Genomic DNA, 24,660 nt, shown 5'->3' with positions numbered 1-24,660 from the left:
GTTTTCATCCAGCCCCCACAGGAGCCGCCATGGCTGCAGAAGCGATTGTCACCGCCCATCTGGGCGCCGCCGGTTACACCACGCGTCTCTCGGACGGCAAACACGAATGGATCGCCGACGAGCCCGAAACGCTCGGCGGTGCGGACCTCGGTCCGGCCCCGACGGCGCTGCTGCTCTCGAGCCTGGGCGCATGCACATCGATCACGTTGCAGATGTATGCGCGCCGCAAGGAGTGGCCGCTCAAGGATGTGAAGGTGACGCTCGCGATGAATCCGGATGGCAAACCGCCGATGGGGACCACGCAGATCACGCGCAAGATCGAGCTGGGCGGGGATCTGTCCGAGGAGCAGCGTCAGCGTCTCTTGGAAATCGCCAATGCGTGCCCAATTCACAAGGTGTTGTCGGGCACCATCGCCATCGACAGTTCGCTGGTCGAGTAAGATCCGGCGCGCGCACGGCCTCTCGCTCCATGGCGACGCGAGGCCGGCCGTCATCGATTGAAGGGGAAATAGTCTTGCAGTACGAACATCTCATCGAGGTCAACGACCTTCTGAATCCGCTGGCCTTCGCGCTGTCCCGCGACCAATTGTGGCGAGGCCTGGTACTGCGCGCCGAGCAGCCGGAATCCTTTGTGCTGGGGCTGGACAAGTGCATCGTGCACGAACGCACCGACGACACGCTCACCCGCGAGCTGCGCTTCGGCGAGGCGGTAGTGCGCGATCGCGTGATCTTCGAAGCCCAGCAATCGGTCCGCTACGAGACGGCCGCCACCGACCAGCACGCCGGCGGCTCGCTCACGATGCGAATCGAAGAGCCCACGCCCACGCATTATTTCGTGCGCTTCACCTACAGCACCACGCTGCCGGAAGACGCCGCGACGGCCGATACCCGCTACAGCGAATTTGTGAAATCCGCCTATCGCGAAGCGGACATCGACACGGTGGCCCAGATTCGCGCCCTCGCGGAGCAGGGCGCACTGGGCTGAACGCCCGCCCCACAGGGCATTGCCGGACACCACCGTACGGCACCGGTCCGATGCCGGCCATCCCTCGGCATCGGACCAATTAGCAAAAATCTATTCCAGAAAATACGACAATAGCCAAATTCAAATACAAATGGGAATGATTCTCATTTAATATTCATCTCACAGTCAGCCACACGGATGAGCGAGATGACCGCAAGCCACACCACTGCCCGCCAGACCACGCCCGCAACGGCGCCGCGCCGCACCCTGTCGGTGTCGACGACGCGCACGCAGGCGGCCAGTCCGGCGGCGGAAAAGCCGGCCAGCCACGCCACGGGACGCGTGCTCACGAGCGATCACCTGTTGCAGGGCACACAGTGCGTGAACATCCTGCACAACGGACAGACGTACCAGTTGCGCGCCACGCGCTACGGCAAGTTGATCCTGACGAAGTAAGCGATTGAATCTGCAAGCATTTTGGCGGTGGCGAGACCACGACCTCGCCGCCACCTTCACCGAGTTTTGTGGGGACCACCTCGCCTAAGAGGTGTTTGGCAGTAGCCAGCGAACGCAACGCGATCCCATGTAGTTACGGCAAGCCCCTCTCTACCTGCGTTGCGCGCCAGCCAAGCCGCTTTTTTTGTCCACCCACACGGGTTTCATTGATGTTCTCCTCGCGGCGCCGCCTGCAAGCCTCAGGCACGCCGTCCGGCCTGACAAGCCCTTGACCCATCCGCGAGGATGGGTTTTTCTTTACATCACTTCGCGGTGACGGCGGCAATGCCCGCCCGGGCGATCTGCGCGTCTTGCGCCGACTTCACACCCGAGACGCCGACCGCGCCGATCACATCGCCGTTGACAACGATGGGCACGCCGCCTTCGAGCATGGCGGTGTTCGGCGCGCTCAGGAACGCGAAGCGGCCGCCATTGATCATCTCTTCGAACGCACCGCTCTCGCGACGGCCGACGGCCGAGGTCTGCGCCTTGCCAAGCGACATCATGGCGGTGCTGGGCGCCGCGCCGTCCATGCGGTGCAGCGACAGCGCGTGACCGCCGTCGTCGACGATCGTGATGCATACGTTCCAGCCGTTCGCGCTGGCTTCGGCCACGGCGGCGGCGTTGATCTTCTGCACGTCTTCAACAGTCAGGACTGCTTTCGTCTTCATACGTCTCTCTCATTCAGGGTTGGCAATTCAGGAAGCCGCGCCGGGCGCGGCTTCCGCGGAAATCCGCCTGCGACGATGCCTCCGGCACGTGACATCGCGCAGGCAACGGACCGCTCAGTGCCCTACGGCCAGCGCCATCCACTCGCGCAGCGCCTGTCGCGTCCTGCGCAAACCGTCGAGTGTCGGCCACATGCCGGGCACGGCATCCGGGTCGAGGTTGCTCGCATTGCAGCACGGCGCGGGTACCACCGTGAGTCCAGCGCGCTCGAACTGATCGCGGGCGCGGCGCATATGCCAGGCACTCGTGACCAGATAGACGCGCGACACGCCGGCGTTGGTCAGCATGCGCGCGCTGAAGATGGCGTTTTGCGCCGTGTTCAGTGATTGTCCTTCGGTCCAGCGCACCGGCACGCCAAATTCCTCGGTGGCGACCTGCGCCATCAGACGCCCCTCGACCGCCTGTCCGCTCGGGCTGCCGCCGGACATGAGCACCGGGAGGTGCGTCTCGCGGGCGAGAAACGCGCCGTACCGCACCCGTGCAAGCGTCTCCGTGCTCAGGTCGGCATCCTTGCGCCAGCCCTTGCTGGCGTATTCGGTAGCGTTGACGCTGGTGCCGCCGCCGAGGATCACCACGGCCTGTGGCAGCGCCGCCGCCGTGGCCGGATGCTGTCGCGCAGCGTCGTACGCCTTGAGATCGACCGGCTTTCCCACCTCGAGCCCATACGCGATCTGCCGGGCGAACCACGGCATGGCCTGCAGCCAGAGCACCCCGGCCGCGAGCACGGCCAGCGTCCTCCCGGTGCGCGGCCAGCGCCGCCAGCTCACGAGCGAGAGCACCGCGAGCACAAGCACATTGGCTGGCGGCAGAAACAAGCTGACGAGGAGGTTCCGGGCGAGCCAATCGAAGGGCATCCCGCCAGTCTACTGGACTGCACACGCGAGTGCATCCATTCTCTACGCCAGGGCGCCCACCGGCGCGCCGCGCACCGTTGCGCGCAAGCTTGCCGGGGCCGGCGTCACGGCACGACTCCACGCCGCAACGCGAAGCGACGCCTCTCCGTACTTTCCTCAGGACGTTCGCGCCGGCATTCCGGTTACACTTCGCGCATGCCCGACGACCTCACCGCCGACTTGGCCACGCTTCCCCGTCAATTGCTGGTGACGCCCGACGTCACCTCACGCACCCAGATCGCCACCTTCGCGTCGCAGCTCGCGCAAGCGCTGGCTCGCGGCATTCGGCTAGTACAACTTCGCAACCGGTCGCTCGACGCCGACGGTTATCGCGCCCTTGCGGAGAGCGCGCTGGCCCTGACGCATGCGGCCGGGGCGCAACTCATCCTCAATCCACCGCGCGACGTGGCGGACCTTTGGCTCGACATTGCCAGCGGCAAGCATGCCGGCACGGTCCCGCAAGCCGACGGCTGGCACCTGACGAGCGAGCGGCTCATGGCGAGCCAGACGCGTCCAGCGGGCTGGCGACGGGTGAGTGCCGCGTGTCATGACGCAGCCCAGCTCGCGCAGGCCGGCCGACTCGAACTCGACTTCGTGACGCTGTCCCCCGTACTCGCCACCGCCACGCATCCGGAGGCCACGCCGCTCGGCTGGCCCGCATTCACGGCCCTTGCGGCACAGGCCACGCTGCCGGTGTTCGCGCTCGGCGGCATGCGTGCCGACATGCTCTCGAACGCGCGCCACGCCGGCGCCTACGGCATCGCCGCGATCCGCGCGTTCTGGCCTACGGCCTGAGGCCCCCTCAAAACGACAAAGGGGCGGATTCAATCCGCCCCCCGGGTGCGCGCCGCCGATGGCGTCGCAGTACCGCTGACTCCCTGATCGCCGGCGTCGCTTACCCGGCGAGCGCCTTGCGAGCCGCGATCACGCCCTGCGCGTAAGTCGGGTCGATCTTCTCGAAGTGCGCGATCTGACGCGCCGATACGTCGTCCGGCACGCCCTGCATCGAGGCGGCGATGTTGCCGAACAGTCGGCCCTTCTGCCCGTCGTCGAACAACTGGAACAGCGCGCGTGGCTGCGAGTAATGATCGTCGTCTTCGCGATGGTCATAGCGATCGGCCAGGGCGCCCACCGCTTGCGGCGGCTCGCGGAATTCCGGCTGCTCCGCGAATATGCCGTAGCGATTCGGCTCGTAATTCGTCGTGCCACCCAGATTGCCGTCCACGCGCATCGCGCCATCGCGGTGGAAGCTGTGATGGAACGGGCACTTCGGCGCATTGACCGGAATGGCACTGTGATTCACGCCAAGACGGTAACGCTGCGTGTCGCCGTACGAGAACAGGCGCCCTTGCAACATGCGGTCGGGCGAGAAGCCGATGCCCGGCACCACGTTGGCCGGATTGAACGCCGCCTGCTCGACGTCGGCGAAGTAATTCTCCGGATTGCGATTGAGTTCGAGCACGCCCACGTCGATGAGCGGGTAGTCCGCGTGCGGCCACACCTTCGTCAGATCGAACGGGTTGATGCGATAGGTTGCCGCGTCGGCCTCCGGCATCACCTGCACCTGCATGCGCCAGCGCGGGAAGTTGCCGGCCTCGATCGCCTCGAACAGGTCGCGTTGCGCGCTTTCCCGATCGCCGGCGACCACCTGTGCCGCCTGCGCGTTCGTCAGGTTCTCGATGCCCTGCATCGACTTGAAGTGGAACTTCACCCAGAAACGTTCGTTGGCCGCGTTGATGAAGCTGAACGTGTGCGAGCCGAAGCCGTGTTGCTGGCGGTAGTTCGCCGGCAGGCCGCGATCGCTCATGAGAATCGTGACCTGATGCAGCGATTCGGGGTGATGCGACCAGAAGTCCCACGCAGCCGTCGGATTGCGCAGGTTTGTCTTCGGGTCACGCTTTTGCGTGTGGATGAAGTCGGGGAACTTGAGCGGATCGCGCACGAAGAATACCGGCGTGTTGTTGCCCACGAGATCCCAGTTGCCTTCGTCGGTGTAGAACTTCAGCGCGAAGCCGCGCACGTCGCGCTCCGCATCGGCCGCACCGCGCTCGCCGGCCACCGTCGAGAAGCGCAGGAACACCGGCGTTTCCTTGCCGATGGCCTCGAACACGCGCGCCCGGCTGTACTTCGTGATGTCGTGCGTGACGGTGAGCTTGCCGAACGCACCGGAGCCCTTCGCGTGCACGCGACGCTCCGGAATCACTTCCCGGTCGAAGTGCGCGAGCTTTTCGAGGAACCACACGTCCTGAAGCAAGGCCGGGCCGCGCGGGCCGGCGGTGAGCGTGTTCTGGTTGTCGGGCACCGGGGCTCCGGCGGCGGTCGTGAGTTTTTTCGTATCTGACATGTGACGCTCTCCTGTTTCCTGATCGGGCAATCTCGCCGGACTCATGCGCCCATCTGCGCAAAGTCGGCGAGCACGTGTTCCAGCGTGGTTTCGATGTCGTGCCAATAGGCTTTGAATGGGGTCATCGTCGGCGCCTCTCCGGGCATGGGGTGGCTCGGGCAATCGTCGCGTCGGTGGGCGGTGGCCTGCTGGCAGTGCCCGTTGCCAACGCGTGCCGTCAGATTAAATATTTTTATCGAAATCGTGAAATTGATCGTTTTTATATATTCAATAGACAAAAGCAATACGCCGCGGCTCGGCGCAGCGGCGGCGGCATGACAGTCGGAAGGACCTGGAGGAAAAAGCGGAAGGGAAAAGCGCGGGGGGAAGACGGGGAAGCGTCGACAAGCGGCGGGGGCGGAATGCGGTGACCTGTTGGCCGCGCCCGCCCCGGCCGCTCAGTTCGACGTGGCCGGAAGATCCAGCGGAATCACACCCGGCAGGTGGCATTTGGCAATGGCTTGCGCCACGGCGTCGATGGCCGGCAGGCGCGTGAAGCTCTTGCGCCAGGCGAGCACCACGCGGCGGTCGGGCACGGGGGCCGAGAACGGCACGTAGCGCAACAGGCTGTCGGGTGCCTGCGTGTCGGGCACGGACGTCTTCGGCAGCACGGTGATGCCCACGCCACTCGCGACCATGTGGCGAATCGTCTCCAGCGACGAGCCTTCGAACGTCTTCTGGATGCCGTCGGCGTTCTGCGAGAAGCGCATCAGTTCGGGGCATACGCCCAGCACGTGATCGCGGAAGCAGTGACCGCTGCCGAGCAGCAGCATGGTTTCCTGCTTGAGATCGCCCGCGTCGATCTGCTCGCGCGTGGCCCACGGGTGCGAGCGCGGCAGTGCCACCACGAACGGCTCATCGTAGAGCGGACGCACCATCAGGCCGCTCTCCGGGAACGGCAGCGCCATGATGGCCGCATCGATCTCGCCCTGCTTGAGCAGTTCAATGAGCTTGAGGGTGTAATTCTCCTGCAGCATGAGCGGCATCTGCGGCGTCGTCTCGATCATCTGCTTGACGAGTGCCGGCAACAGATACGGGCCGATGGTGTAAATCACGCCCAGGCGCAACGGTCCCGCGAGCGGATCGCGGCCCTGCTTGGCAATTTCCTTGATGGCGATGGTCTGCTCGAGCACGCGCTGCGCCTGCGCGACGATCTGCTCGCCGAGCGGCGTCACGCTCACTTCCGCGGCGCCACGCTCGAAAATCTGTACGTTCAGCTCGTCTTCGAGCTTCTTGATGGCCACCGAGAGCGTCGGCTGGCTGACGAAACAGGCTTCCGCCGCGCGACCGAAATGGCGTTCTCGCGCCACCGCCACGATGTACTTGAGTTCCGTGAGGGTCATGTCGTCCTAACCTGTGTAAATTAATCGAACAACGGCAGTCGATAGATTTTCTTTTTTATAGCACAATCGGGCGGCAATTGCCCGTTTTCAGGCGACGCTCCCATCGGCACCGCGCTCCCCCTGCCACCGACCGCCGCACCGGCGTCGAGTACCGTCCCGCCGGCCCGGCACCCGGGGTCATGCCTTCAGATAGTCTTCGCGCGCGCCGAGCCATCGCTCCAGATGCGCCGCCACCGCGCCTGGATGCGATTTGAGCAACCGGTCGGCCGCCTCCTGCGCGCCCGGAATCATCCAAGCGTCCTCGTTGAGGTCGACGAAGCGCAGCATGGCGGCGCCCGACTGCCGTGCACCGAGGAATTCTCCCGGGCCGCGAATCTCCAGATCTCGCCGCGCGATGACGAAGCCGTCGGTGGTCTCGCGCATCGTCTGCAATCGCGCCTTGGCGCCCATCGACAGCGGTGAGGCATACATCAGCAGGCACACCGATTCGGCCGAGCCGCGCCCGACGCGTCCTCGCAATTGATGGAGCTGCGCGAGACCGAAGCGCTCGGCATGCTCGATGACCATCAGCGACGCATTGGGCACGTCCACGCCCACTTCGATGACCGTGGTCGCCACGAGCAGATGCGTGTCGCCGCGCGAGAAGTCGTCCATCACGGCGGCCTTCTCCGCCGGCGAGAGCCGACCGTGAACGAGGCCCACGCGCAATTCGGGCAGCGCCGCCACCAGTTGCGCATGCGTGTCGACGGCCGTCTGCAATTGCAGGGCCTCGCTCTCCTCGATCAGCGGGCACACCCAGTACACCTGACGGCCGGCCAGCGCGGCCGCGCGAACCCGGTCGATGACCTCGGGACGCCGCGTGTCGCTGACGAGCTTCGTCACGACCGGACTGCGCCCGGGCGGCAGCTCGTCGATGACGGAGACGTCGAGATCGGCGTAGTAGGTCATGGCAAGCGTGCGCGGAATCGGCGTGGCGCTCATCATCAGTTGGTGCGGCATGGCGTCGTCGCCCATGCCGGCGGTCTGCATCTTGCTGCGCAGCGCCAGACGCTGGGCGACGCCGAATCGATGCTGTTCGTCGACGACGGCCATCCCCAGCCGCGCGAACACGACCGTGTCCTGAATGATGGCGTGCGTGCCAATGACGAGTTGCGCCTCGCCGCTGGCCACGCGGGCCAGCGCCTCGCGCTTTTCCTTCGCCTTCATGCTGCCGGCAAGCCACGCGAGCGTCACGCCCAACGGCGCGAGCCATGCGGAGAGCTTGCGCAGATGCTGTTCGGCCAGAATTTCGGTCGGCGCCATGATTGCGGCCTGGTAGCCGGCGTCGATGGCCTGCGCGGCGGCAAGCGCCGCGATGATCGTCTTGCCGCTGCCCACGTCGCCCTGCAGCAGCCGCTGCATCGGATGCGGCTCGGCCAGGTCGGCGCGAATCTCCGCCCAGACGCGTTGCTGCGCGCCTGTCAGACGAAACGGCAGCGCCGCCTCGAAGCGTTCCAGCAGGCCACCGGGCACGCGCGCGCCCAAGGCCGGTGCGGCGAGTCGCCGGCGCGCGGCCTGCGCACGCTTGAGCGACAACTGCTGCGCCAGAAGCTCCTCGCACTTGATGCGCAACCACGCGGGATGCGAACGCTCGATGAGCGCCGTCTCCGACACGTTCGGCGGCGGTGCGTGCAGCAGGTGCACGGCGTCGGACAACGCAGGCAGCGGATGATCGGGGCCGATGGCGTCCTGGAGCAGACCCGGCGGCAGCAGTTCCGGGAGCGGCGTGCGCGCCATCGCGTTGTGGATGGCCTTGCGAAGATACGCCTGCGACAGGCCCGCCGCACTCGGATACACCGGCGTGAGCGACTCGGGCAACGGCGCGGCGGCGTCCTGCACCACGCGATATGCGGGGTGCACCATCTCCAGCCCGAAGAATCCGCCCCGCACTTCGCCGCGCACACGCACACGCGTGCCAATGGCGAGCTGCTTCTGCTGGCTGCCGTAGAAATTCAGAAAACGCAGCACGAGTTCGTGCCCATCGTCCGCAATGCGTACGACCCACTGGCGGCGCGGCCGATAGGCGACTTCGCTGGACGTCACCACGCCTTCGACCTGCGCCAGCTCGCTCGGAAGCACCTCGCCGATCTTGCGCAGCGTGGTTTCGTCCTCGTAGCGCATGGGCAAGTGCAGGATGAGGTCGATGTCGCGCTTCAGGCCGAGTTTGGCGAGCTTGTCGGCGCTGCCGGCCCCGGCCTTGCTGGCTGCGGGCCTGGTGGCCTTGGTGGCCTTGGTGGCCTTGGTGGCCTTGGCGGGCCCTGATGCGACGGAGGATTGGCCGGACTTGTCGGAATGGCTTGTCCCCGCGTCCGTCGGGGTGTTGGCGGACTTCGCCGATGCCGGCGCGGCGCTATCGGCAGCGGCGGCCCCGGAGCGACGCGCGCCGCGCCTGGCGGCCACGCGCGGCGAGGCGTCGGCCTGCGCGCCTGCGGCATCGGCAAGGTCCACGAGGTCGGCAGGGGCGTCGTCGGGCGCGGTGGCGGACATTCTGCGTTCGGTCATGCAGTCGCGAATCTGGCGTTCCAAGTAAAATGGCGGTTGCTACGCATTGTAAACGCTGATGTATACCCTCTCCGATTTCGATTTCGACCTGCCGCCCGAGCTCATCGCGCAGACCGCTCTCGCCGAGCGCACCGCCAGCCGCTTGCTGGAGGTCGACGGCAGTGTCACGCCACCGCATCTGTACGACCGCCGCTTCGCCGACCTGCCCGGTCTGCTCGCCCCCGGCGACCTGCTCGTCTTCAACGACACGCGCGTCATCAAGGCGCGCCTGTTCGGCCAGAAGGCAAGCGGCGGCAAGATCGAGGTGCTCGTCGAGCGCGTGATCGACAGCCGCACCGCGCTGGCCCAGATCCGCGCCAGCAAGCGTCCCGGCCCGGGCACCGTGCTTCGCCTGGCGGATGCCTTCGACGTGACGGTCGGCGAGCGCGTCGAGCCGTTCTACACACTTCATTTCCCGGACGACTGCTACACGCTGCTCGAGACGTATGGCCGCCTGCCGCTGCCACCTTATATCGAGCACGACGCCGACGCCGCCGACGAGACACGCTACCAAACGGTCTACGCCCGCAATCCGGGCGCCGTGGCGGCCCCCACGGCCGGCCTGCACTTCGACGACAGCTTGTTCGCCCGTCTCGACGCACTCGGCGTGCAACGCGCCACGCTCACCCTGCACGTGGGCGCCGGCACCTTCCAGCCGGTGCGCGTGGAGAACATCGACGAGCACAAGATGCACGCGGAGTGGTACGAAATCACGCCGGAGCTCGTGCAGGCCATCGCCGCCACCCGCGCCCGCGGCGGGCGAGTGATCGCCGTGGGCACGACGTCGATGCGGGCGCTCGAATCGGCCGCGCAGGCCGCGCTCGTCGCCGGAGACGCACCGGGAACGCTTCGCCCGGGCAGCGCCGAGACGGACATCTTCATCACGCCCGGCTACCGGTTCCAGGTGGTCGATCGCCTGATCACCAACTTCCACCTGCCCAAGTCGACACTGCTCATGCTGGTGTCGGCTTTCTCGGGCATGGAGACGATCCGCGCGGCCTATCGGCACGCAATCGAGCAGCGCTACCGCTTCTTCAGCTATGGCGACGCGATGATCCTCTCGCGCGTGGAAATGCACGACGCCCCCCTGGCCGCGGCCTGAGCGACGCGATATACGCGGCGGGCCGCCGCGCGCGGGCGGGCGCGCCGGCCGCCGATCGGGGCCCATCGCATGCGTGGGCCGTCGCACCCGGCCCCGCCGGCCGGCGGGGCGTTCTCATCGAGCGTCATTCGACCCGGTACAATGGCGCCTTGGCCGCGCATGGGGCGCTGGCCGTTTTTTGACGCCCCCGCGCGTGCGCCGGCTTGTTTTGCCGGTGGTGCCGGGGCGCACGACACATGCTCAAGTTCGAACTCATCACCACCGACGGGCAGGCCCGCCGGGGACGCGTCACGCTCAACCACGGCGTGGTCGAGACGCCCATCTTCATGCCCGTGGGCACCTACGGCTCGGTCAAGGCGATGTCGCCCGCCGAACTCGTCGAAAACAACGCCCAGATCATTCTCGGCAACACGTTCCACCTCTGGCTGCGCCCGGGCCTCGAGACGATTGCCGCGCACGGTGGCCTGCACCGTTTCATGGGCTGGGATCGTCCGATCCTGACCGACTCCGGCGGCTTCCAGGTCTTCAGCCTCGGCGAATTGCGCAAAATCAGCGAAGAAGGCGTGAAATTCGCTTCGCCAGTCAATGGCGACCGGTTGTTCCTCTCGCCGGAAATCTCGATGCAGATTCAGCGCGTGCTCAATTCGGACATCGTGATGCAGTTCGACGAATGCACGCCTTACGAGATCGACGGCCGCCCCGCCACGGAATCGGAAGCCGGCCAGTCGATGCGCATGTCGCTGCGCTGGGCCAAGCGTTCGATCGACGAATTCAACCGCCTCGAAAACCCCAACGCCCTGTTCGGCATCGTGCAGGGCGGCATGTACGAACATCTGCGAGACGAGTCGCTCGCCGGGCTCTCCGAGCTCGACTTCCACGGTTATGCCATCGGCGGGTTGTCGGTCGGCGAGCCCAAGGAGGACATGATGCGCGTGCTCGAGCACGTGGCGCCGCGCCTGCCCGCGAACAAGCCGCACTACCTGATGGGTGTGGGCACGCCGGAAGACCTCGTGGCGGGTGTGTCCGCGGGCGTCGACATGTTCGATTGCGTGATGCCCACGCGAAACGCGCGCAACGGCTGGCTGTTCACGCGTTTCGGCGACTTGAAGATCCGCAACGCCTCGCACAAGAGCGACACACGCCCGCTGGACGAAACTTGCGGGTGTTACACCTGTCGAAACTTCTCGCGCGCCTATCTGCACCATTTGCAGCGAGCCGGGGAGATTCTGGGCGCGCGGCTCAACACCATCCATAACCTGCATTACTATCTCACGCTGATGCAGGAAATGCGGGATGCCATCGAAGCCCACCGATTCGACGCGTTCGTCACCCAGTTTCGGGCCGATCGCGCGCGCGGCGTGCAGTGACGGCCCGGGGCTCCGCAACGGGCACCGAATCCCCGTGGAAGGCGCTCGGGCAGTGGTAAAATGCCGGGCTTGGATCCTGAATCCTCGCACCGAAACACACGCCGCGCGTGTCCGGGTCACCGGCCACACGCGGCTTTTACACGTCTTACATAAGGAGAACCGAACGTGCTGATTTCCGATGCTTTCGCTCAGACGGCTGGCGCCGCCAGCCCGACCAGCAACCTGATGAGCTTCCTGCCGCTCGTTCTGATGTTCGTGGTGCTGTACTTCATCATGATCCGTCCGCAGATGAAGCGTCAGAAGGAAACCCGCAACATGCTCGCGGCCCTCGCCAAGGGCGACGAAGTCGTGACCTCGGGTGGTCTGGCCGGTCGCATCTCGAAGGTCGGTGAGACCTTCGTGACCATCGAGATCGCGGAGAACGTCGAAATCAACGTGCAAAAGGGTGCGATCACGACCCTGCTGCCGAAGGGCACCATCAAGGCGCTCTGATCCTTCGCGCAACCGCATGCGGCCGCCCTCCCAGGCGGCCGCAATGCATGGCGGCGCGGGTCTGGCGACCTGCGTTGCCTTGCCAGCCGGTCTGAAGCACGGTTTGCCACGAGGCATCACCCTAGCCCGCCGCTATGAATCGCTATCCTCTCTGGAAATACATCATCATTCTGGTGGCGCTCGCCATCGGGGTGCTTTACACGCTGCCAAACCTGTTCGGTGAAACGCCGGCGGTACAGATTTCCAGCGTCAAGGCGACCGTCAAGGTCGACCCCTCGACGCTCGCGCGCGCCGAAGACGCGCTCAAGGCACAGAACATTGCCTACAACGGTGCCGTGTTCGACAGCACGGGCAACAACCCGAGCGTGCGCATTCGCTTCTCCGACACCGACACGCAGCTGCGCGCCAAGGATCTGCTCCAGACCGCGCTGAACACCGATCCGACCGACCCGACCTACGTCGTGGCGCTCAACCTGCTCTCGGCCTCGCCGGACTGGCTCACCAGGATTCATGCGCTGCCGATGTACCTCGGCCTCGACCTGCGCGGCGGTGTCCACTTCCTGCTGCAAGTCGACATGGCCGGTGCCATCACCAAGCGTCTGGATGCATCGGCCGCCGACGCCCGTACGCTGCTGCGCGACAAGAACATCCGTCACAACGGCGTGACGCGCACGGACAATGGCATCGAAGCGGCCTTCAGCACGCAGGAAGACGCCGATCGCGCCCGTGGCGCGCTCACCGACGGCCTGCCCGATCTGTCCTACACGACGCAGCCCGGCCCGAACGGGACGTTCAAGGTGGTGGGCACGTTCACGGAGGCCGCCCGGCGCTCCGTGCAGGACAACGCCGTCAAGCAGAACATCGTGACGCTGCATAACCGGGTGAACGAGCTTGGCGTGTCCGAGCCCGTGATCCAGCAGGAAGGCCCGGACCGCATCGTCGTGCAGTTGCCCGGCGTGCAGGACACCGCCAAGGCGAAGGACATCATCGGCCGCACCGCGACGCTCGAAGCGCGCCTGGCCGATCCGGACGCGCCCCGCTTCGTCACGGCCGATACGCCGGTCCCGCCGCAGGACGAGCTGTTCCTGCACGGCAACGGCGCACCGGTCATGCTCAAGCGTCAGGTGATCTTCAGCGGCGATCGCATCACGAGCGCCTCGGCCGGCTTCGACGACCACCAGCAGCCCTCGGTCAACATCAAGCTCGATGCCGCCGGCGGTCGCGTCCTGCGCGACGTGTCACGCGACAACATCGGCAAGCCGATGGCGATCGTACTGTTCGAAAAGGGCAAGGGCGAAGTGCTGACGGTGGCGAACATCCGCAGCGAACTCGGTCAGAGCTTCCAGATCACCGGCATGGGCTCGGCGCAGGCCGCCAACGATCTGGCGCTGCTGCTGCGCGCCGGTTCGCTCGCCGCGCCGATGGAAATCATCGAAGAGCGCACGATCGGCCCGAGCCTCGGCGCGGATAACGTGCAAAAGGGTGTCGACTCGGTGATGTACGGCCTGATCGCCATCGCCGTATTCATGATGCTGTATTACATGCTCTTCGGCGTGTTCTCGGTCATCGCCCTGCTGTTCAACCTGCTGCTGCTCGTGGCCGTGCTCTCGATGATGCAGGCCACGCTCACGCTGCCGGGTATCGCCGCCATCGCGCTCACGCTCGGCATGGCCATCGATGCCAACGTGCTGATCAACGAACGTATCCGCGAGGAACTGCGTGCGGGTGCGTCGGCACAGAAGGCGATTTCGCTGGGCTTCGAGCATGCGTGGGCCACGATTCTCGACTCGAACGTGACCACGCTGATCGCCGGCCTGGCACTGCTGGCCTTCGGGTCGGGCCCGGTGCGCGCGTTTGCCGTGGTGCACTGCCTGGGTATCCTGACCTCGATGTTCTCGGCCGTGTTCTTCTCGCGCGGTCTGGTCAACCTGTGGTACGGCGGCCGCCGCAAGCTCAAGACGCTGGCGATCGGCCAGGTCTGGCGCCCGGACGGTGCGAAGAACGCACCCGACGCAGGCGAGCAATAACCGCAGGCGCGAGAGGAAACAGTCATGGAATTTTTCCGCATCAAGAAAGACGTGCCGTTCATGCGGCACGCCCTGATCTTCAACATCATCTCGGCGCTCACGTTCGTGGCGGCGGTGTTCTTCCTGCTCACGCGGGGCCTGCACCTGTCGATCGAGTTCACCGGCGGCACGGTCATGGAAGTGGCCTACTCGCAGGCGGCCGATCTCGAGAAGATCCGGGGCGAAGTGGGCAAGCTCGGCTATCGCGACGTGCAGGTGCAGAGCTTCGGCACCTCGCGCGACGTGATGATCCGCCTGCCGATCCAGAGCGGCGCCGACGGCAAGCAGGTGACCAGCGCGCAACAGAGCGACGCCGTGATGACCGCGCTCAAGGCCGACGCCCCCGACGTGCAGCTGCGTCGCGTGGAATTCGTCGGCCCGCAGATCGGTCACGAGCTGTTCACCGACGGCCTGCTGGCGCTGACCTTCGTGGTCGTGGGCATCATCATCTATCTGTCGTTCCGCTTCGAATGGAAATTCGCCGTGGCCGGCGTGATCGCCAACCTGCACGACGTGGTGATCATTCTCGGCTTCTTCGCATTCTTCCAGTGGGAGTTCTCGCTGGCGGTGCTCGCGGGGGTGCTGGCCGTGCTCGGCTACTCGGTGAACGAATCGGTCGTGATCTTCGACCGGATTCGCGAGACCTTCCGAAAGATGCGCAAGGCAACGGTGCAGGAAGTGATCGACCACGCCATCACGACGACCATGTCGCGTACGATCATCACGCACGCGAGTACGGAAATGATGGTGCTGTCGATGTTCTTCTTCGGCGGTCAGACGCTGCACTACTTCGCACTGGCGCTGACCGTGGGTATTCTGTTCGGTATCTACTCGTCGGTGTTCGTGGCGGCCGCGCTCGCGATGTGGTTCGGTGTGAAGCGCGAGGACCTCATCAAGCATGGTGGCAAGGACGACGAACCAGGGGTCGATCGCAACGACCCGAACTTCGGCGCCCGTGTCTGACACGCGCGACATGATGTGAAGAAACCGCCGGCTCGCCCGGCGGTTTTTTTTCGTGTGTCGCCGTCACGCGGTGCGGTACGGTGTGACGCGTGCAGGCGCGGCGGGCTTGCGGTAATCTCGCGAAGTTCGCCAATTTCGACATTTCACGCCAATGAAGTCCGTCCGCATCTGGGATCTGCCCACTCGTCTGTTTCACTGGTCGTTCGTCGTGCTGGCGGTGGCGGCCTACGTCACGGCCAAAACAGGCGGCAACGCGATGATCTACCACTTCTGGTGCGGCTACGCCGTGCTCGCGCTGCTGCTGTTCCGGCTGGTGTGGGGCATCGCCGGGCCGCGCTATGCCCGCTTCGGGGCGTTCATCGCCCGCCCGGCAACGTTCCTGCGCTCGCTGCGCGATACATCGGACACCGACGCCCGCTTCGCCGGTCACACGCCCCTCGGCGGTCTGTCGGTGATGGCGATGCTGTTGTTCTTCGCGATCCAGGCCGGTCTGGGCCTGTTCTCGAACGACGACATCTTCAACGACGGCCCGCTCGTCAAGTTCATCGACAAGGACACCAGCGACATGCTCACTGGCTGGCATCTGCGCAACCAATGGGTACTGGTCGCACTCGTCGCGCTGCACGTGCTGGCGATTCTCTATTACCGCGTGATCCGCAGGAAGGATCTGATCAAGCCGATGATCGTGGGCGACAAGCGCACCGCCGCGCCCGTGCATCCGGCGCGCGACGATTGGCGGGTGCGCGTGGGCGCACTGGTGCTGATCGTGCTGGCCTCGGCGCTCGTGTATCGGGTCGTCAACCTGACCCCGGCCGTGGCAGCCTTGCCGTCGTATTGACGGCGCGATCTCGACGTCCATGAAAAAAGCCGGTCGGATGACCGGCTTTTTCGCAGGCGTGGCCAGCGTGCGAGACGCGCTTACTTGGCGCGGAAGCTGTCGTGGCAGCTCTTGCAGGTTTGCGCCGCCTCGCCGAAGGCCGTCTTGATCGAGGCGAGGTCCCCGCCCTTGGCCACGGTGTTGAGCTTGGCCACCGCGGTTTCCATCTTCTCGGCAGCTTGCTGGAACTTCGCCTTGTCGGAGAACACCTCCGGCTTCGCCTTGCTCCTTGCCGTGGTCTGACCGCCCTCGAACGCGGGCCACGGCAGCTTGGAAAGCGTGGCGACGAGTTCGGCGTTCTTGATCACGTCGTCCTTGTTGAACGGTGCGTCACCCTTGACCACGGCACCGATACGACCGAAATGGTTGCCGAGCAGGAAGAGGGCCGATTGACGGTATTCCACGGCGTCGTCGGCCTTGGCGAACTGAGCCTGTGCGAATGCCGGCACGACGGCGGCGGCAAGCGCTGCAACTGCGAGGGTAAGCTTCATCGGTGGGGTTCTCCTTATGGGTTGTGCGGCTATGATACACAGCAACCCGGCACCGTAAAAAACGAAACGGGCCGCAAAAGCGGCCCGTCGGGTCGACGCGGGCGCCAGATGCCGCGAGTCGAGGGGTCTTCGGTGGTTCGGAGGCTTACACGCGCTTGGCGAGCGCCTCGGCGATACCGACATAGTTTGCCGGGGTCATCTCCAGCAGACGCGCCTTGGCGTCTTCGGGAATCGCCAGTTGCTTGATGAACGCCTGCAGTGCTTCGCGGGTGATGCCCTTGCCGCGCGTGAGCTCCTTGAGTTGCTCGTACGGGTTCGGCACACCGAAGCGGCGCATCACGGTCTGCACCGGCTCGGCCAGCACTTCCCACGTGTTGTCGAGGTCTTCGTCCAGACGCTGCGGGTTGACTTCGAGCTTGCCCAGACCGCGCAGGCACGAGTCGTAGGCCAGCAGGCTGTAGCCGAACGCCACGCCAATGTTGCGCAGCACGGTCGAGTCCGTGAGATCGCGCTGCCAGCGCGAAACCGGCAGCTTGTCGGCCAGGTGACGCAGCACCGCGTTGGCCAGGCCCAGATTGCCTTCCGAGTTCTCGAAATCGATCGGGTTGACCTTGTGCGGCATGGTCGACGAGCCGATTTCACCGGCCTTCGTCTTCTGCTTGAAGTAGCCGACGGAGATGTAACCCCAGATGTCGCGGTTCAGATCGAGCAGGATCGTGTTGGCGCGAGCCACGGCGTCGAACAGCTCGGCCATGTAGTCGTGCGGTTCGATCTGGATCGTGTACGGGTTGAACGTGAGGCCCAGGCGCTTTTCGATCACCGCCCTGGAGAACGACTCCCAGTCGTATTCCGGGTAGGCCGACAGGTGGGCGTTGTAATTGCCGACCGCGCCGTTCATCTTGGCAAGCAGCTCGACGCGACGCACGCGCTCGAGCGCGCGAGCCAGGCGCACGGCCACGTTGGCCAGCTCCTTGCCCAGCGTGGTCGGCGAGGCCGGTTGACCGTGCGTGCGCGAGAGCATCGGCTGCGCGGCGTGCTCGCGGGCGAGCTCGCTGAGCTTGGTCACGAGCGATTCGAGCGCGGGCACGATCACTTCGTCGCGCGCGCCCTTGATCATCATGCCGTGCGACGTGTTGTTGATGTCTTCCGATGTGCAGGCGAAGTGAATGAACTCGCTGGCCTTCTCGAGCTCCGCCTGGCCCTGCACCTTCTCCTTGAGCCAGTACTCGACCGCCTTCACGTCGTGGTTCGTGACCTTCTCGATGTCCTTGATGCGCTGGGCATCGGCGTTCGAGAAATTGGCGGCGAGGTTGAGCAGGAACGCCTCGGCATCGGCCGAAAATGGCGCGATCTCGGCAAAGCCGGCCTTGGACAGGGCGATCAGCCAATGGATTTCGACCGTCACGCGGTGGCGCATGAAAGCCGCCTCGGACAACCACGGACGCAGGGCGTCGGTCTTGCCGGCATAACGGCCGTCGAGCGGGGAAAGCGCGGTCAGGGGGGAGAATTCGTCGGACATGGCACTGGGCACCGAAAAAGAAAACCGGGGAGCCGGCGATGTGCCAACTCGGAAAAGGCCAGTATTTTACCATTCCCCGGGGACGGCCATCCCGCACGTTATACTCTCCCCCGCGCTATCGCGATATATCAAGGATTCACATGAAGTTGATCGGTGCCCTCGCCAGTCCGTATGTTCGCAAAGTCCGCATCGTGCTGGCCGAGAAAAAGCTCGACTACAAGCTCGAGCTCGAGAACGTGTGGGGCGACGACACCCGCATCCAGCAGTCCAACCCGCTGGGCAAGGTACCCTGCCTCGTCATGGAAGACGGCGAGGCGGTGTTCGACTCGCGGGTGATCTGCGAATACCTCGACACCCTGTCGCCCGTGGGCAAGCTGATTCCGCCGTCGGGGCGCGAGCGCGCCGAAGTGCGTTGCTGGGAGGCCCTGGCCGACGGCCTGACCGACGCCGCCGTGCAGATCCGCGTCGAAATGATGTTTCACGACGAGGCATCGCGCTCGCAGCGGCTCGTCGACCGTCAGCTCGGCAAGATCGATGCCGGACTTCAGGCCATGGCAAGCGGTCTCGGCGATCGCCAGTGGTGCGCGGGCAATCGCCTGACGCTGGCCGACGTGGCGCTCGTATGCTCGCTTGGCTATCTCGATTTCCGCTTTCCCGATATCCAGTGGCGTGACGCCCATCCCAATCTTGCCCGCCACTTCGAGCGCATGAGCACGCGCGCCTCGGTGACCGACACCGTTCCCACGCTCTAGGCTCGCCTCACCCGCCCCGCCCGGCGGACTGTGCCGTGGCGCCGACCGGGCGCTCGTACATGACCGCGGGACGGTCGCGCCGCCGCTTTCGCTCGGCCTCGGCCGACGGACTGCGCGTCACCAGCACGCCCAGATCCCGCAGCAAGCGCCACGCGCCAGACGCGTCGGCGCCGTCCGTGCGCGCGGCGGGCACCGGCGAGGCCGTCTGTACGCCTGCGGGCAAAGGACGCGCGGCGCCAGACGATTTACCTGCCACGTCCTTGCCTGCGGCACCGACAGTGGCAACCGAATCGTAGGGATCGGAGGACTCCATGGAATCCCTGGGCACGACCGCGACGAAGGGGGCGGCCGAGCCGACGGCATCGACCCGCTTCTGCGAGGAAGGAGCCACCGCCTCGCCCGACGCTCCGGCGTCTTGCAGGCGCGAATAGGCGTCCATCACGCGCTGGACGAAGCGCCGCGTCTCGGCGAACGGCGGCACCTGTCGCCCATGGCGCAGCACCGCGCCTTCGCCGGCATTGTAGGCGGCGAGCACGAGACGCAGGTCGCCATCGAATCGGGAGAGCAGCCAGCGCACGTACGCCGCGCCCGCCCGAAGATTTTCCGCAGGGTCCTCCAGACGTCGGACGCCGAAGCGCTGCCCCGTGCGCGGCAGAATCTGCATCAGCCCGATCGCACCTCGCTCGGACACGGCGGTCGGATCGTATCCCGACTCCGTGTCGATGATCGCATGCAGCAGCGCCGCGTCGACGTCGGTGACAAGCGCCGTGCGGCGCACCAGCGCATCGAACGGCGGCGCGGCCGACGCCGGACCTGGCGAGCGTTCAGCGCGCGCCTGCGCCTGCGCCAACGGTGTCGCCGCACGCCACGGTTCCGCCACGGCGGTCGGTGGGGTGGGCACCGCCAGTTGAGCGTCCTCCACGCGAGGATGGTGGGGCAACAAGGCCGCCAGCGCGACCGGTGCGGCAAGTGCCGCGAGCACGAGCGCGACACCCCGCTTCATGCGCCACCTCCCGGTTCGTCGCGTCCAGCGTCTTCAATCGACTCGCCGGCGTCACCGTCGTCATCGCGCCCGCTGCCGCCCTCTACGGCCCCCATGCCCTCTCCGTCGCTTCCGACCTGTCCGCCTTCGTTGCCCTCGCCGTCCTCATCGACCTTCTCGCCAGTCTCCTGCGCCCTCACCTCGTATGGCAGATCGAGCGCCAGGCGCAGAATCGCGGCCACGGCGTCGAACAGGTCCGGCGGAATCGGGGCGTCGATCTCCACTTCGTCCATCAGGCGCCGCGCGACAGGCACGTGTTCGACAACGGGCACGCCCGCCCGCTCGGCCAGCCGCACGATGGTGCGCGCGCGTGCGTTGCGCCCCTTCTCGATGACCAGCGGCACGGCCGTCTCGCCCGGCACGTAACGCAGGCACACGGCGAGGCGCGTAGGATTGCGCACCACCGCGGTGGAACGGTTCACGTTGTCGGAAAGGCTCCCGCTCTCGATCGTCTCGCGGTGAATGTCGCGCCGCCGGGTCTTGATTTCCCGATTGCCCTCCACCTCCTTCGACTCGCGCCTGACCTCGTCGAACGACATCATCAACTGCTTGCGCAACTGGTACTTCTGGTACGCGAAGTCCAGCGCGCCGAACACCACGTACGCCACGACCAGCACAGCCATCAGCCAAAACAGCAATCGCGCCGTGAGCGCGAGTCCGCATGACGGCCCGCACATGGGCAACGACGCGAGCGAGGGTGTGTATTGCCGGATCAGATAAAAGAACACCACGCCAAGCACACCCACCTTGACGAGCGACTTGCCGAACTCGAACAGCGACTGCATCGAAAACAGCTGTCTGGCCTTCGCCACGGGATCGATACGTTCGTATTTCGGTCGTATCGCCTCCGGCGCCACGAGTACGCCGACCTGCAACACCATCGCGAGCCAGGTCGTGACCACCAGCAACGCGGCGAGCCCGCCCGCGAAACGCGCGAGCAGCAGCATCGACGGGCCCAGCATGCCCTGCACGGCCACATCGACCGGATCGCGCAGCACTTGCAACATGCGCGAGACCAGCGCGACGAGCGCGTCGTGCAGCGCGGGGCCTTCGAAGGTCAGCCACGCCAGCGTCGTGCCGAGTTGCATGCATACGGCCAGATCGGCGCTCTTGGCCACACGCCCCTTCCTTCGCTCATCCGCGACCTTCTTGGGCGTGGGCGGCAGGGTCTTTTCGCTCATCCCGGCCTCACGAAGCCGGCTGCGCCAGCGCCACCCATGCGTGAAACACGTCGGGCAGGCGATACCAGCCGGCGAGCGGCACGGCAACGGCGAACGGCAGGCTCGCCACGGTCACGAGCAGCGCCATGGCACTCTTGACGGGCATGGCCAGGAAGAACACATTGAGCTGCTGCGCCGCGCGATTGACGAAGCCCATCGACATGTCGACCAGTACCATCACGACCATCGCGGGCAGCGCCACGGCCAGGCACATGACCTGCATCGCCTGCCACAACGACAACACCCACGCCTGGCCGCCGCCGTGCCACTGCCAGGGCAGACCTACCGGCAGGGCGAGGTAAGAGTCGTAGAGCGTGGCGAGCAGCATGTGTGCCGCGGGCGTGATGAAGAACAGGACGCAGAGCATCTGCGTGAAGGCCGTGCCGAAGATTGACGACTGTGCGCCCATCAACGGATTGAGCACGCTCGCCATGGACGCCCCGCGCATCGTGTCGATCACGTAGCCCGTCATATCGACCGCCCAGAACGGCAGCGCGGCGGCGAAACCCAGCAGGCCGCCAACGCAGAGTTCACGCACGATCACCATGCTCCAGGCCCCCCAATGTGCCGGGATCTCAGGAGCCGCGTGAACGAGCGGCACCACCGGCAACGCAAGGGCGAGCACGAGAGCGTTGCGCAACAGGCCGGCACCGAGCATCCCCACCGAGAGCACCGGCAACAGCATGGCAAGGCCCAGCGGGCGCAACATGGCCACGCCCCACGCCAGGCACCATTCGAACAAGGCTGACCCGGCCGAAGAGAGCAGGCCGCCGAGTGTGGCGTCGGCGCCGCCAAGGAAGGAAGTGTCCATGCGCTCATGCCATCCGGCTGATCTGTTCGAACGTGCTGCCCGCGTAGTTGAGCAGCACATGGCCCATCCACGCGTACGTGGCCGCGAGCGTGACCGACACCGCGACCAGCTTGATGAGGAACTGCACCGTCTGGTCCTGCACCTGCGTGAGCGCCTGAATCAGCGAGACCAGCACCCCGACGACCGACGCGACCACCACGGTCGGCAACGACATCAGCAGCGTGAGCCAGAGCATTTCGCTCGTGAGATTGACGACGATCGCTTCGCTCATGATGTTGCCCCCCCGGCCGTCATGCGTAGGAGAGCATCAACTGGCGCACCAGTTGTTCCCAGCCGTTCATCATCACGAAGATCAGCAGCTTGAAGGGCAATGCGATGGTCATCGGCGAGACCATCATCATGCCCATGGCGAGCAGGATGTTCGAGATCACCAGATCGATCACGACGAACGGCAGGTAAAGCAGCAGCCCGATCTTGAACGCCTCGGCAAGCTGGCTCAACGCGAACGCCGGCATCAGCACGAGCAGCGAATCGGCGCCCAGCCGGTCGCGATACGCCTCGGGCCACGTCCGGCCGCCGATCCCTGCGAAGAAGTCGCGCTGGCGCGGATCGGTGTGTCGGGTGAGGAAAGCGCGATATGGCGCCAGTACGCCGGCATCGACGTCGGCAACGAAATGCTTCGATGACAGCGACACCGGGCGCGCCGCCAGATTCGCTTCAATATCGAACGCGACGGGCGCCATGATGAAACAGGTGAGAACGAGCGACAGTCCATAGATGGCGATATTCGGCGGAATCTGCTGCGTGCCCAGGGCATTGCGAAGCAGTGCGAAGACGACGGCCAGTTTCAGGAACGCAGTCCCCAGCACCACCAGCAACGGCAAGATCGAGAGCAGCGAAAGCAGTACGACGAGCTGCACCGGATGATCGAGCAGGGACATGCGAACTCCAGGAATGACGTGGCGCGAAAGCAAGGCGCGGCAAAGGCCGAGGCGATGTTAGGTGGACGTCGGATATACGCCCATCGGGTCACCACCCGAAATCGGGATGGCCTCGTCGCCTGAGGCGTCGGTGCCGCCCTCGTCGTCCGAATCCGGTATCGGACCGGCAGCCGGTCCGATCGCGTCGATCTGCACGCCGAGGCGCCCGTCGCCGAAACGCAGGAGTTGCCCGCTGGACCAGGGTGCGCCGTCGCGCCACATCGTCAGGCAGGCAGCGGCGTGCACATTCGATGCGCCGGCGGGCGGCGACACGGCCGGCTCGCCGGCAAGCCACGCCATGAGCGCCGGAATGGGAATCGGCCTTTTCGCGATCACCACGTCGAGGCAGGTCACGGCATCGGTTCGCATGCGCTCCACCGCGCCCCGGCCGGACGGTTGACCGTCGCGCATCGGGATGGCGTAGTCGCCGTCGATCAGCCAGTACTCACCGCTCGCGATGTCCGCCGTCACGTCGAGCAGGACGGTGTCGCCCTTGCACAGCGCGTCGCATTGCGCAACGCCGAGCGTGGCCCACCCCACCGCCAACGCGCACGGGCGCGCCGGCAGCCCTGCGGGATCGAGCGGTTCGTCGCACGGCGTGGCCTGCCGACAACGCTCGCGTAGCCACGATGTCGCGCCGTCGAGATACGTCAGCGCCAATCGGTGCGCACCGCGCTGCAGGACGATGCCGATACGCCAGTCCGTCGTCACGCTCCCGGGTGTCAGATCGACGGCCTGCGGCCAGGTCGCATCGACTGCGTCGCCGCCAGGCGAAAGCGTAAGCGCCGCCGCACTCGCACGCCACGCTTGCGGTAGCGCTTCCCACGAGGGCACCGGCAGCTCCGCCGCGAGCCAGTCGGCCCACTGACGCGCGTCGCACCAGAAGCGCGTCCGGCCCGGCCCCGCCTCGTTGACGCGCGCGGTGACGATCAGTCCTTCGCCGCCGATGAGAAGCCAACCGACCCGAACCTGCGTGTCGCCTTCCTGAAACATCAGACTGCCGCCGCCGGCGAGCAGGTCGTCCAACGTTTGACGGTCGTCGCCCGAATACGCCGCGCAAAGGTCACGGGACATAACGCGCCTCGACTTCGACCGTGACAGGCAGCTTAATGCGCGCGGTCAGCGCCCGGGAGAATTGCCCGCGACGCGCCAGCAAGCGCCGGAACATCGTGAGCCGCACGCAGAGCAGACTGACGGTGATCCCCAGCCGCCCCCGACGGGCTTCGACGACCAGCGTGTCGAGCACTCCGCCATGCACGACCACGCGCAATGCGCTGGCGCCGTCCCAATTGACCTCCTGCCGTGCATGCCACACGCGCAGCCAGCGCAGCACGTCGGCCGGGCCGCTCACGCGCGCGACATGCTCGCCGGTCAGCGAGAACGTGCGCTCGCTGCCTTCGCTGCCAGTGTTGTCGTTGCTGCCGTGGCTGCCGTCACAGCGGCGTTCAAAGCGACTCGTCGCGCCTTCGCGCCGCCGCGGTGACGATCTGTCCTGCGGACTGACGACGGGATCGGCACACAGGCCGCTGCGGTGGGTGATGTTCATCGTGAAGTCCTCATCATGGCGTGGTGAAGAAAACCATTCGTGCAA

General features: G+C 65.9%; 26 protein-coding genes. 11 read left to right on the top strand and 15 right to left on the bottom strand.

Annotation, left to right across the window (positions count from 1 at the left end):
- The first annotated feature begins 29 nt into the window (after positions 1 to 29).
- The 3 genes from W930_RS0118040 (at position 30) to hemP (ending at position 1,420) form a co-directional block, all read left to right on the top strand.
- Positions 30 to 440 (top strand): OsmC family protein, encoded by a 411-nt coding sequence (locus W930_RS0118040; protein WP_023873190.1) that lies wholly within the window; start codon positions 30 to 32, stop codon positions 438 to 440.
- A 74-nt stretch (positions 441 to 514) separates the two neighbouring features.
- Complete coding sequence (locus W930_RS0118035) at positions 515 to 985, top strand: SRPBCC family protein (protein WP_023597432.1); 471 nt, start codon at positions 515 to 517, stop codon at positions 983 to 985.
- Between the two features lie 177 nt (positions 986 to 1,162).
- Positions 1,163 to 1,420: a hemin uptake protein HemP gene (hemP, locus tag W930_RS0118030; RefSeq protein WP_023873189.1), complete on the top strand. Its 258-nt coding sequence runs from the start codon at positions 1,163 to 1,165 to the stop codon at positions 1,418 to 1,420.
- Positions 1,421 to 1,722: 302 nt separating this feature from the next.
- On the opposite strand, the gene W930_RS0118025 is transcribed toward hemP, so the two are convergent.
- On the bottom strand, positions 1,723 to 2,130 hold the full coding sequence (locus W930_RS0118025; RefSeq protein WP_023597434.1) for a heme-binding protein: 408 nt from the start codon (positions 2,128 to 2,130) through the stop codon (positions 1,723 to 1,725).
- 114 nt (positions 2,131 to 2,244) lie between these two features.
- On the bottom strand, positions 2,245 to 3,042 hold the full coding sequence (locus W930_RS0118020; RefSeq protein WP_023597435.1) for a YdcF family protein: 798 nt from the start codon (positions 3,040 to 3,042) through the stop codon (positions 2,245 to 2,247).
- A gap of 195 nt (positions 3,043 to 3,237) precedes the next feature.
- Here W930_RS0118020 and W930_RS0118015 point away from each other — a divergent pair, with 195 nt between their 5' ends.
- A complete protein-coding gene (locus W930_RS0118015) occupies positions 3,238 to 3,876 on the top strand; it encodes a thiamine phosphate synthase (protein WP_023873188.1) in 639 nt (212 codons plus the stop codon).
- 100 nt (positions 3,877 to 3,976) lie between these two features.
- On the opposite strand, the gene W930_RS0118010 is transcribed toward W930_RS0118015, so the two are convergent.
- The 4 genes from W930_RS0118010 to recG all read right to left on the bottom strand — a co-directional run bounded on the left by W930_RS0118010 (position 3,977) and on the right by recG (position 9,348).
- Positions 3,977 to 5,425, bottom strand: coding sequence for a catalase (locus W930_RS0118010; RefSeq protein WP_023873187.1), 1,449 nt, complete (start codon positions 5,423 to 5,425; stop codon positions 3,977 to 3,979).
- 41 nt (positions 5,426 to 5,466) lie between these two features.
- Positions 5,467 to 5,703, bottom strand: a complete 237-nt coding sequence (locus W930_RS30195; RefSeq protein WP_152552663.1) for a hypothetical protein — start codon at positions 5,701 to 5,703, stop codon at positions 5,467 to 5,469.
- A gap of 159 nt (positions 5,704 to 5,862) precedes the next feature.
- On the bottom strand, positions 5,863 to 6,807 hold the full coding sequence (locus tag W930_RS0118000) for a LysR substrate-binding domain-containing protein (RefSeq protein ID WP_023597437.1): 945 nt from the start codon (positions 6,805 to 6,807) through the stop codon (positions 5,863 to 5,865).
- A gap of 177 nt (positions 6,808 to 6,984) precedes the next feature.
- On the bottom strand, positions 6,985 to 9,348 hold the full coding sequence (gene recG / locus W930_RS0117995) for an ATP-dependent DNA helicase RecG (protein WP_024788662.1): 2,364 nt from the start codon (positions 9,346 to 9,348) through the stop codon (positions 6,985 to 6,987).
- A gap of 58 nt (positions 9,349 to 9,406) precedes the next feature.
- Here recG and queA point away from each other — a divergent pair, with 58 nt between their 5' ends.
- From queA to W930_RS0117965, 6 genes are all read left to right on the top strand, one after another.
- Positions 9,407 to 10,489, top strand: coding sequence for a tRNA preQ1(34) S-adenosylmethionine ribosyltransferase-isomerase QueA (gene queA, locus W930_RS0117990; RefSeq protein WP_023873183.1), 1,083 nt, complete (start codon positions 9,407 to 9,409; stop codon positions 10,487 to 10,489).
- A 236-nt stretch (positions 10,490 to 10,725) separates the two neighbouring features.
- Positions 10,726 to 11,856, top strand: coding sequence for a tRNA guanosine(34) transglycosylase Tgt (gene tgt, locus W930_RS0117985; RefSeq protein ID WP_023873182.1), 1,131 nt, complete (start codon positions 10,726 to 10,728; stop codon positions 11,854 to 11,856).
- A 225-nt stretch (positions 11,857 to 12,081) separates the two neighbouring features.
- Positions 12,082 to 12,348 carry a preprotein translocase subunit YajC gene (yajC, locus tag W930_RS0117980; protein WP_231107075.1) on the top strand — a complete coding sequence of 89 codons (267 nt, stop codon included), beginning with the start codon at positions 12,082 to 12,084 and terminating at the stop codon, positions 12,346 to 12,348.
- 134 nt (positions 12,349 to 12,482) lie between these two features.
- Positions 12,483 to 14,375 (top strand): protein translocase subunit SecD, encoded by a 1,893-nt coding sequence (gene secD, locus W930_RS0117975; protein WP_023873181.1) that lies wholly within the window; start codon positions 12,483 to 12,485, stop codon positions 14,373 to 14,375.
- Positions 14,376 to 14,399: 24 nt separating this feature from the next.
- Positions 14,400 to 15,377 (top strand): protein translocase subunit SecF, encoded by a 978-nt coding sequence (secF, locus tag W930_RS0117970; protein ID WP_023873180.1) that lies wholly within the window; start codon positions 14,400 to 14,402, stop codon positions 15,375 to 15,377.
- A 151-nt stretch (positions 15,378 to 15,528) separates the two neighbouring features.
- Entirely contained in the window at positions 15,529 to 16,215 is a 687-nt protein-coding gene (locus tag W930_RS0117965; RefSeq protein ID WP_023597444.1) for a cytochrome b/b6 domain-containing protein, read from the top strand.
- A gap of 80 nt (positions 16,216 to 16,295) precedes the next feature.
- Here W930_RS0117965 and W930_RS0117960 read toward each other — a convergent pair whose 3' ends face one another.
- Positions 16,296 to 16,745, bottom strand: coding sequence for a cytochrome c (locus W930_RS0117960; protein ID WP_023597445.1), 450 nt, complete (start codon positions 16,743 to 16,745; stop codon positions 16,296 to 16,298).
- 145 nt (positions 16,746 to 16,890) lie between these two features.
- Entirely contained in the window at positions 16,891 to 18,264 is a 1,374-nt protein-coding gene (gene purB / locus W930_RS0117955; protein WP_023597446.1) for an adenylosuccinate lyase, read from the bottom strand.
- A 140-nt stretch (positions 18,265 to 18,404) separates the two neighbouring features.
- Here purB and W930_RS0117950 point away from each other — a divergent pair, with 140 nt between their 5' ends.
- On the top strand, positions 18,405 to 19,016 hold the full coding sequence (locus W930_RS0117950) for a glutathione S-transferase family protein (RefSeq protein WP_023873178.1): 612 nt from the start codon (positions 18,405 to 18,407) through the stop codon (positions 19,014 to 19,016).
- A gap of 7 nt (positions 19,017 to 19,023) precedes the next feature.
- On the opposite strand, the gene W930_RS29270 is transcribed toward W930_RS0117950, so the two are convergent.
- Genes W930_RS29270 through W930_RS0117915 form a run of 7 tightly spaced genes read right to left on the bottom strand, consistent with a single transcriptional unit; the run spans position 19,024 to position 24,615 of the window.
- Entirely contained in the window at positions 19,024 to 20,019 is a 996-nt protein-coding gene (locus W930_RS29270; protein WP_024788661.1) for a lytic transglycosylase domain-containing protein, read from the bottom strand.
- Positions 20,016 to 21,239, bottom strand: coding sequence for an EscU/YscU/HrcU family type III secretion system export apparatus switch protein (locus tag W930_RS27970; RefSeq protein WP_023873176.1), 1,224 nt, complete (start codon positions 21,237 to 21,239; stop codon positions 20,016 to 20,018). The genes W930_RS29270 and W930_RS27970 overlap by 4 nt, the downstream gene beginning before the upstream one ends.
- A 7-nt stretch (positions 21,240 to 21,246) precedes the next feature.
- Entirely contained in the window at positions 21,247 to 22,089 is an 843-nt protein-coding gene (gene sctT / locus W930_RS0117935) for a type III secretion system export apparatus subunit SctT (protein WP_024788660.1), read from the bottom strand.
- 4 nt (positions 22,090 to 22,093) lie between these two features.
- Positions 22,094 to 22,360: a type III secretion system export apparatus subunit SctS gene (sctS, locus tag W930_RS0117930; protein WP_023597451.1), complete on the bottom strand. Its 267-nt coding sequence runs from the start codon at positions 22,358 to 22,360 to the stop codon at positions 22,094 to 22,096.
- Between the two features lie 19 nt (positions 22,361 to 22,379).
- A complete protein-coding gene (sctR, locus tag W930_RS0117925) occupies positions 22,380 to 23,030 on the bottom strand; it encodes a type III secretion system export apparatus subunit SctR (RefSeq protein WP_023873174.1) in 651 nt (216 codons plus the stop codon).
- Positions 23,031 to 23,087: 57 nt separating this feature from the next.
- Positions 23,088 to 24,143, bottom strand: coding sequence for a hypothetical protein (locus W930_RS0117920; RefSeq protein WP_023873173.1), 1,056 nt, complete (start codon positions 24,141 to 24,143; stop codon positions 23,088 to 23,090).
- Positions 24,133 to 24,615: a hypothetical protein gene (locus W930_RS0117915; RefSeq protein WP_023873172.1), complete on the bottom strand. Its 483-nt coding sequence runs from the start codon at positions 24,613 to 24,615 to the stop codon at positions 24,133 to 24,135. Before W930_RS0117915 ends, W930_RS0117920 begins: the two co-directional genes overlap by 11 nt.
- Between the last annotated feature and the right edge of the window lie 45 nt (positions 24,616 to 24,660).

This window comes from Pandoraea sp. E26, from assembly GCF_000681415.1.
In the GTDB taxonomy this organism is placed as follows: Bacteria; Pseudomonadota; Gammaproteobacteria; order Burkholderiales; family Burkholderiaceae; genus Pandoraea; species Pandoraea pnomenusa.
The sequence above is the reverse complement of the archived record's forward strand: the minus strand, read 5'-3'. Positions and strand labels throughout refer to the sequence as shown.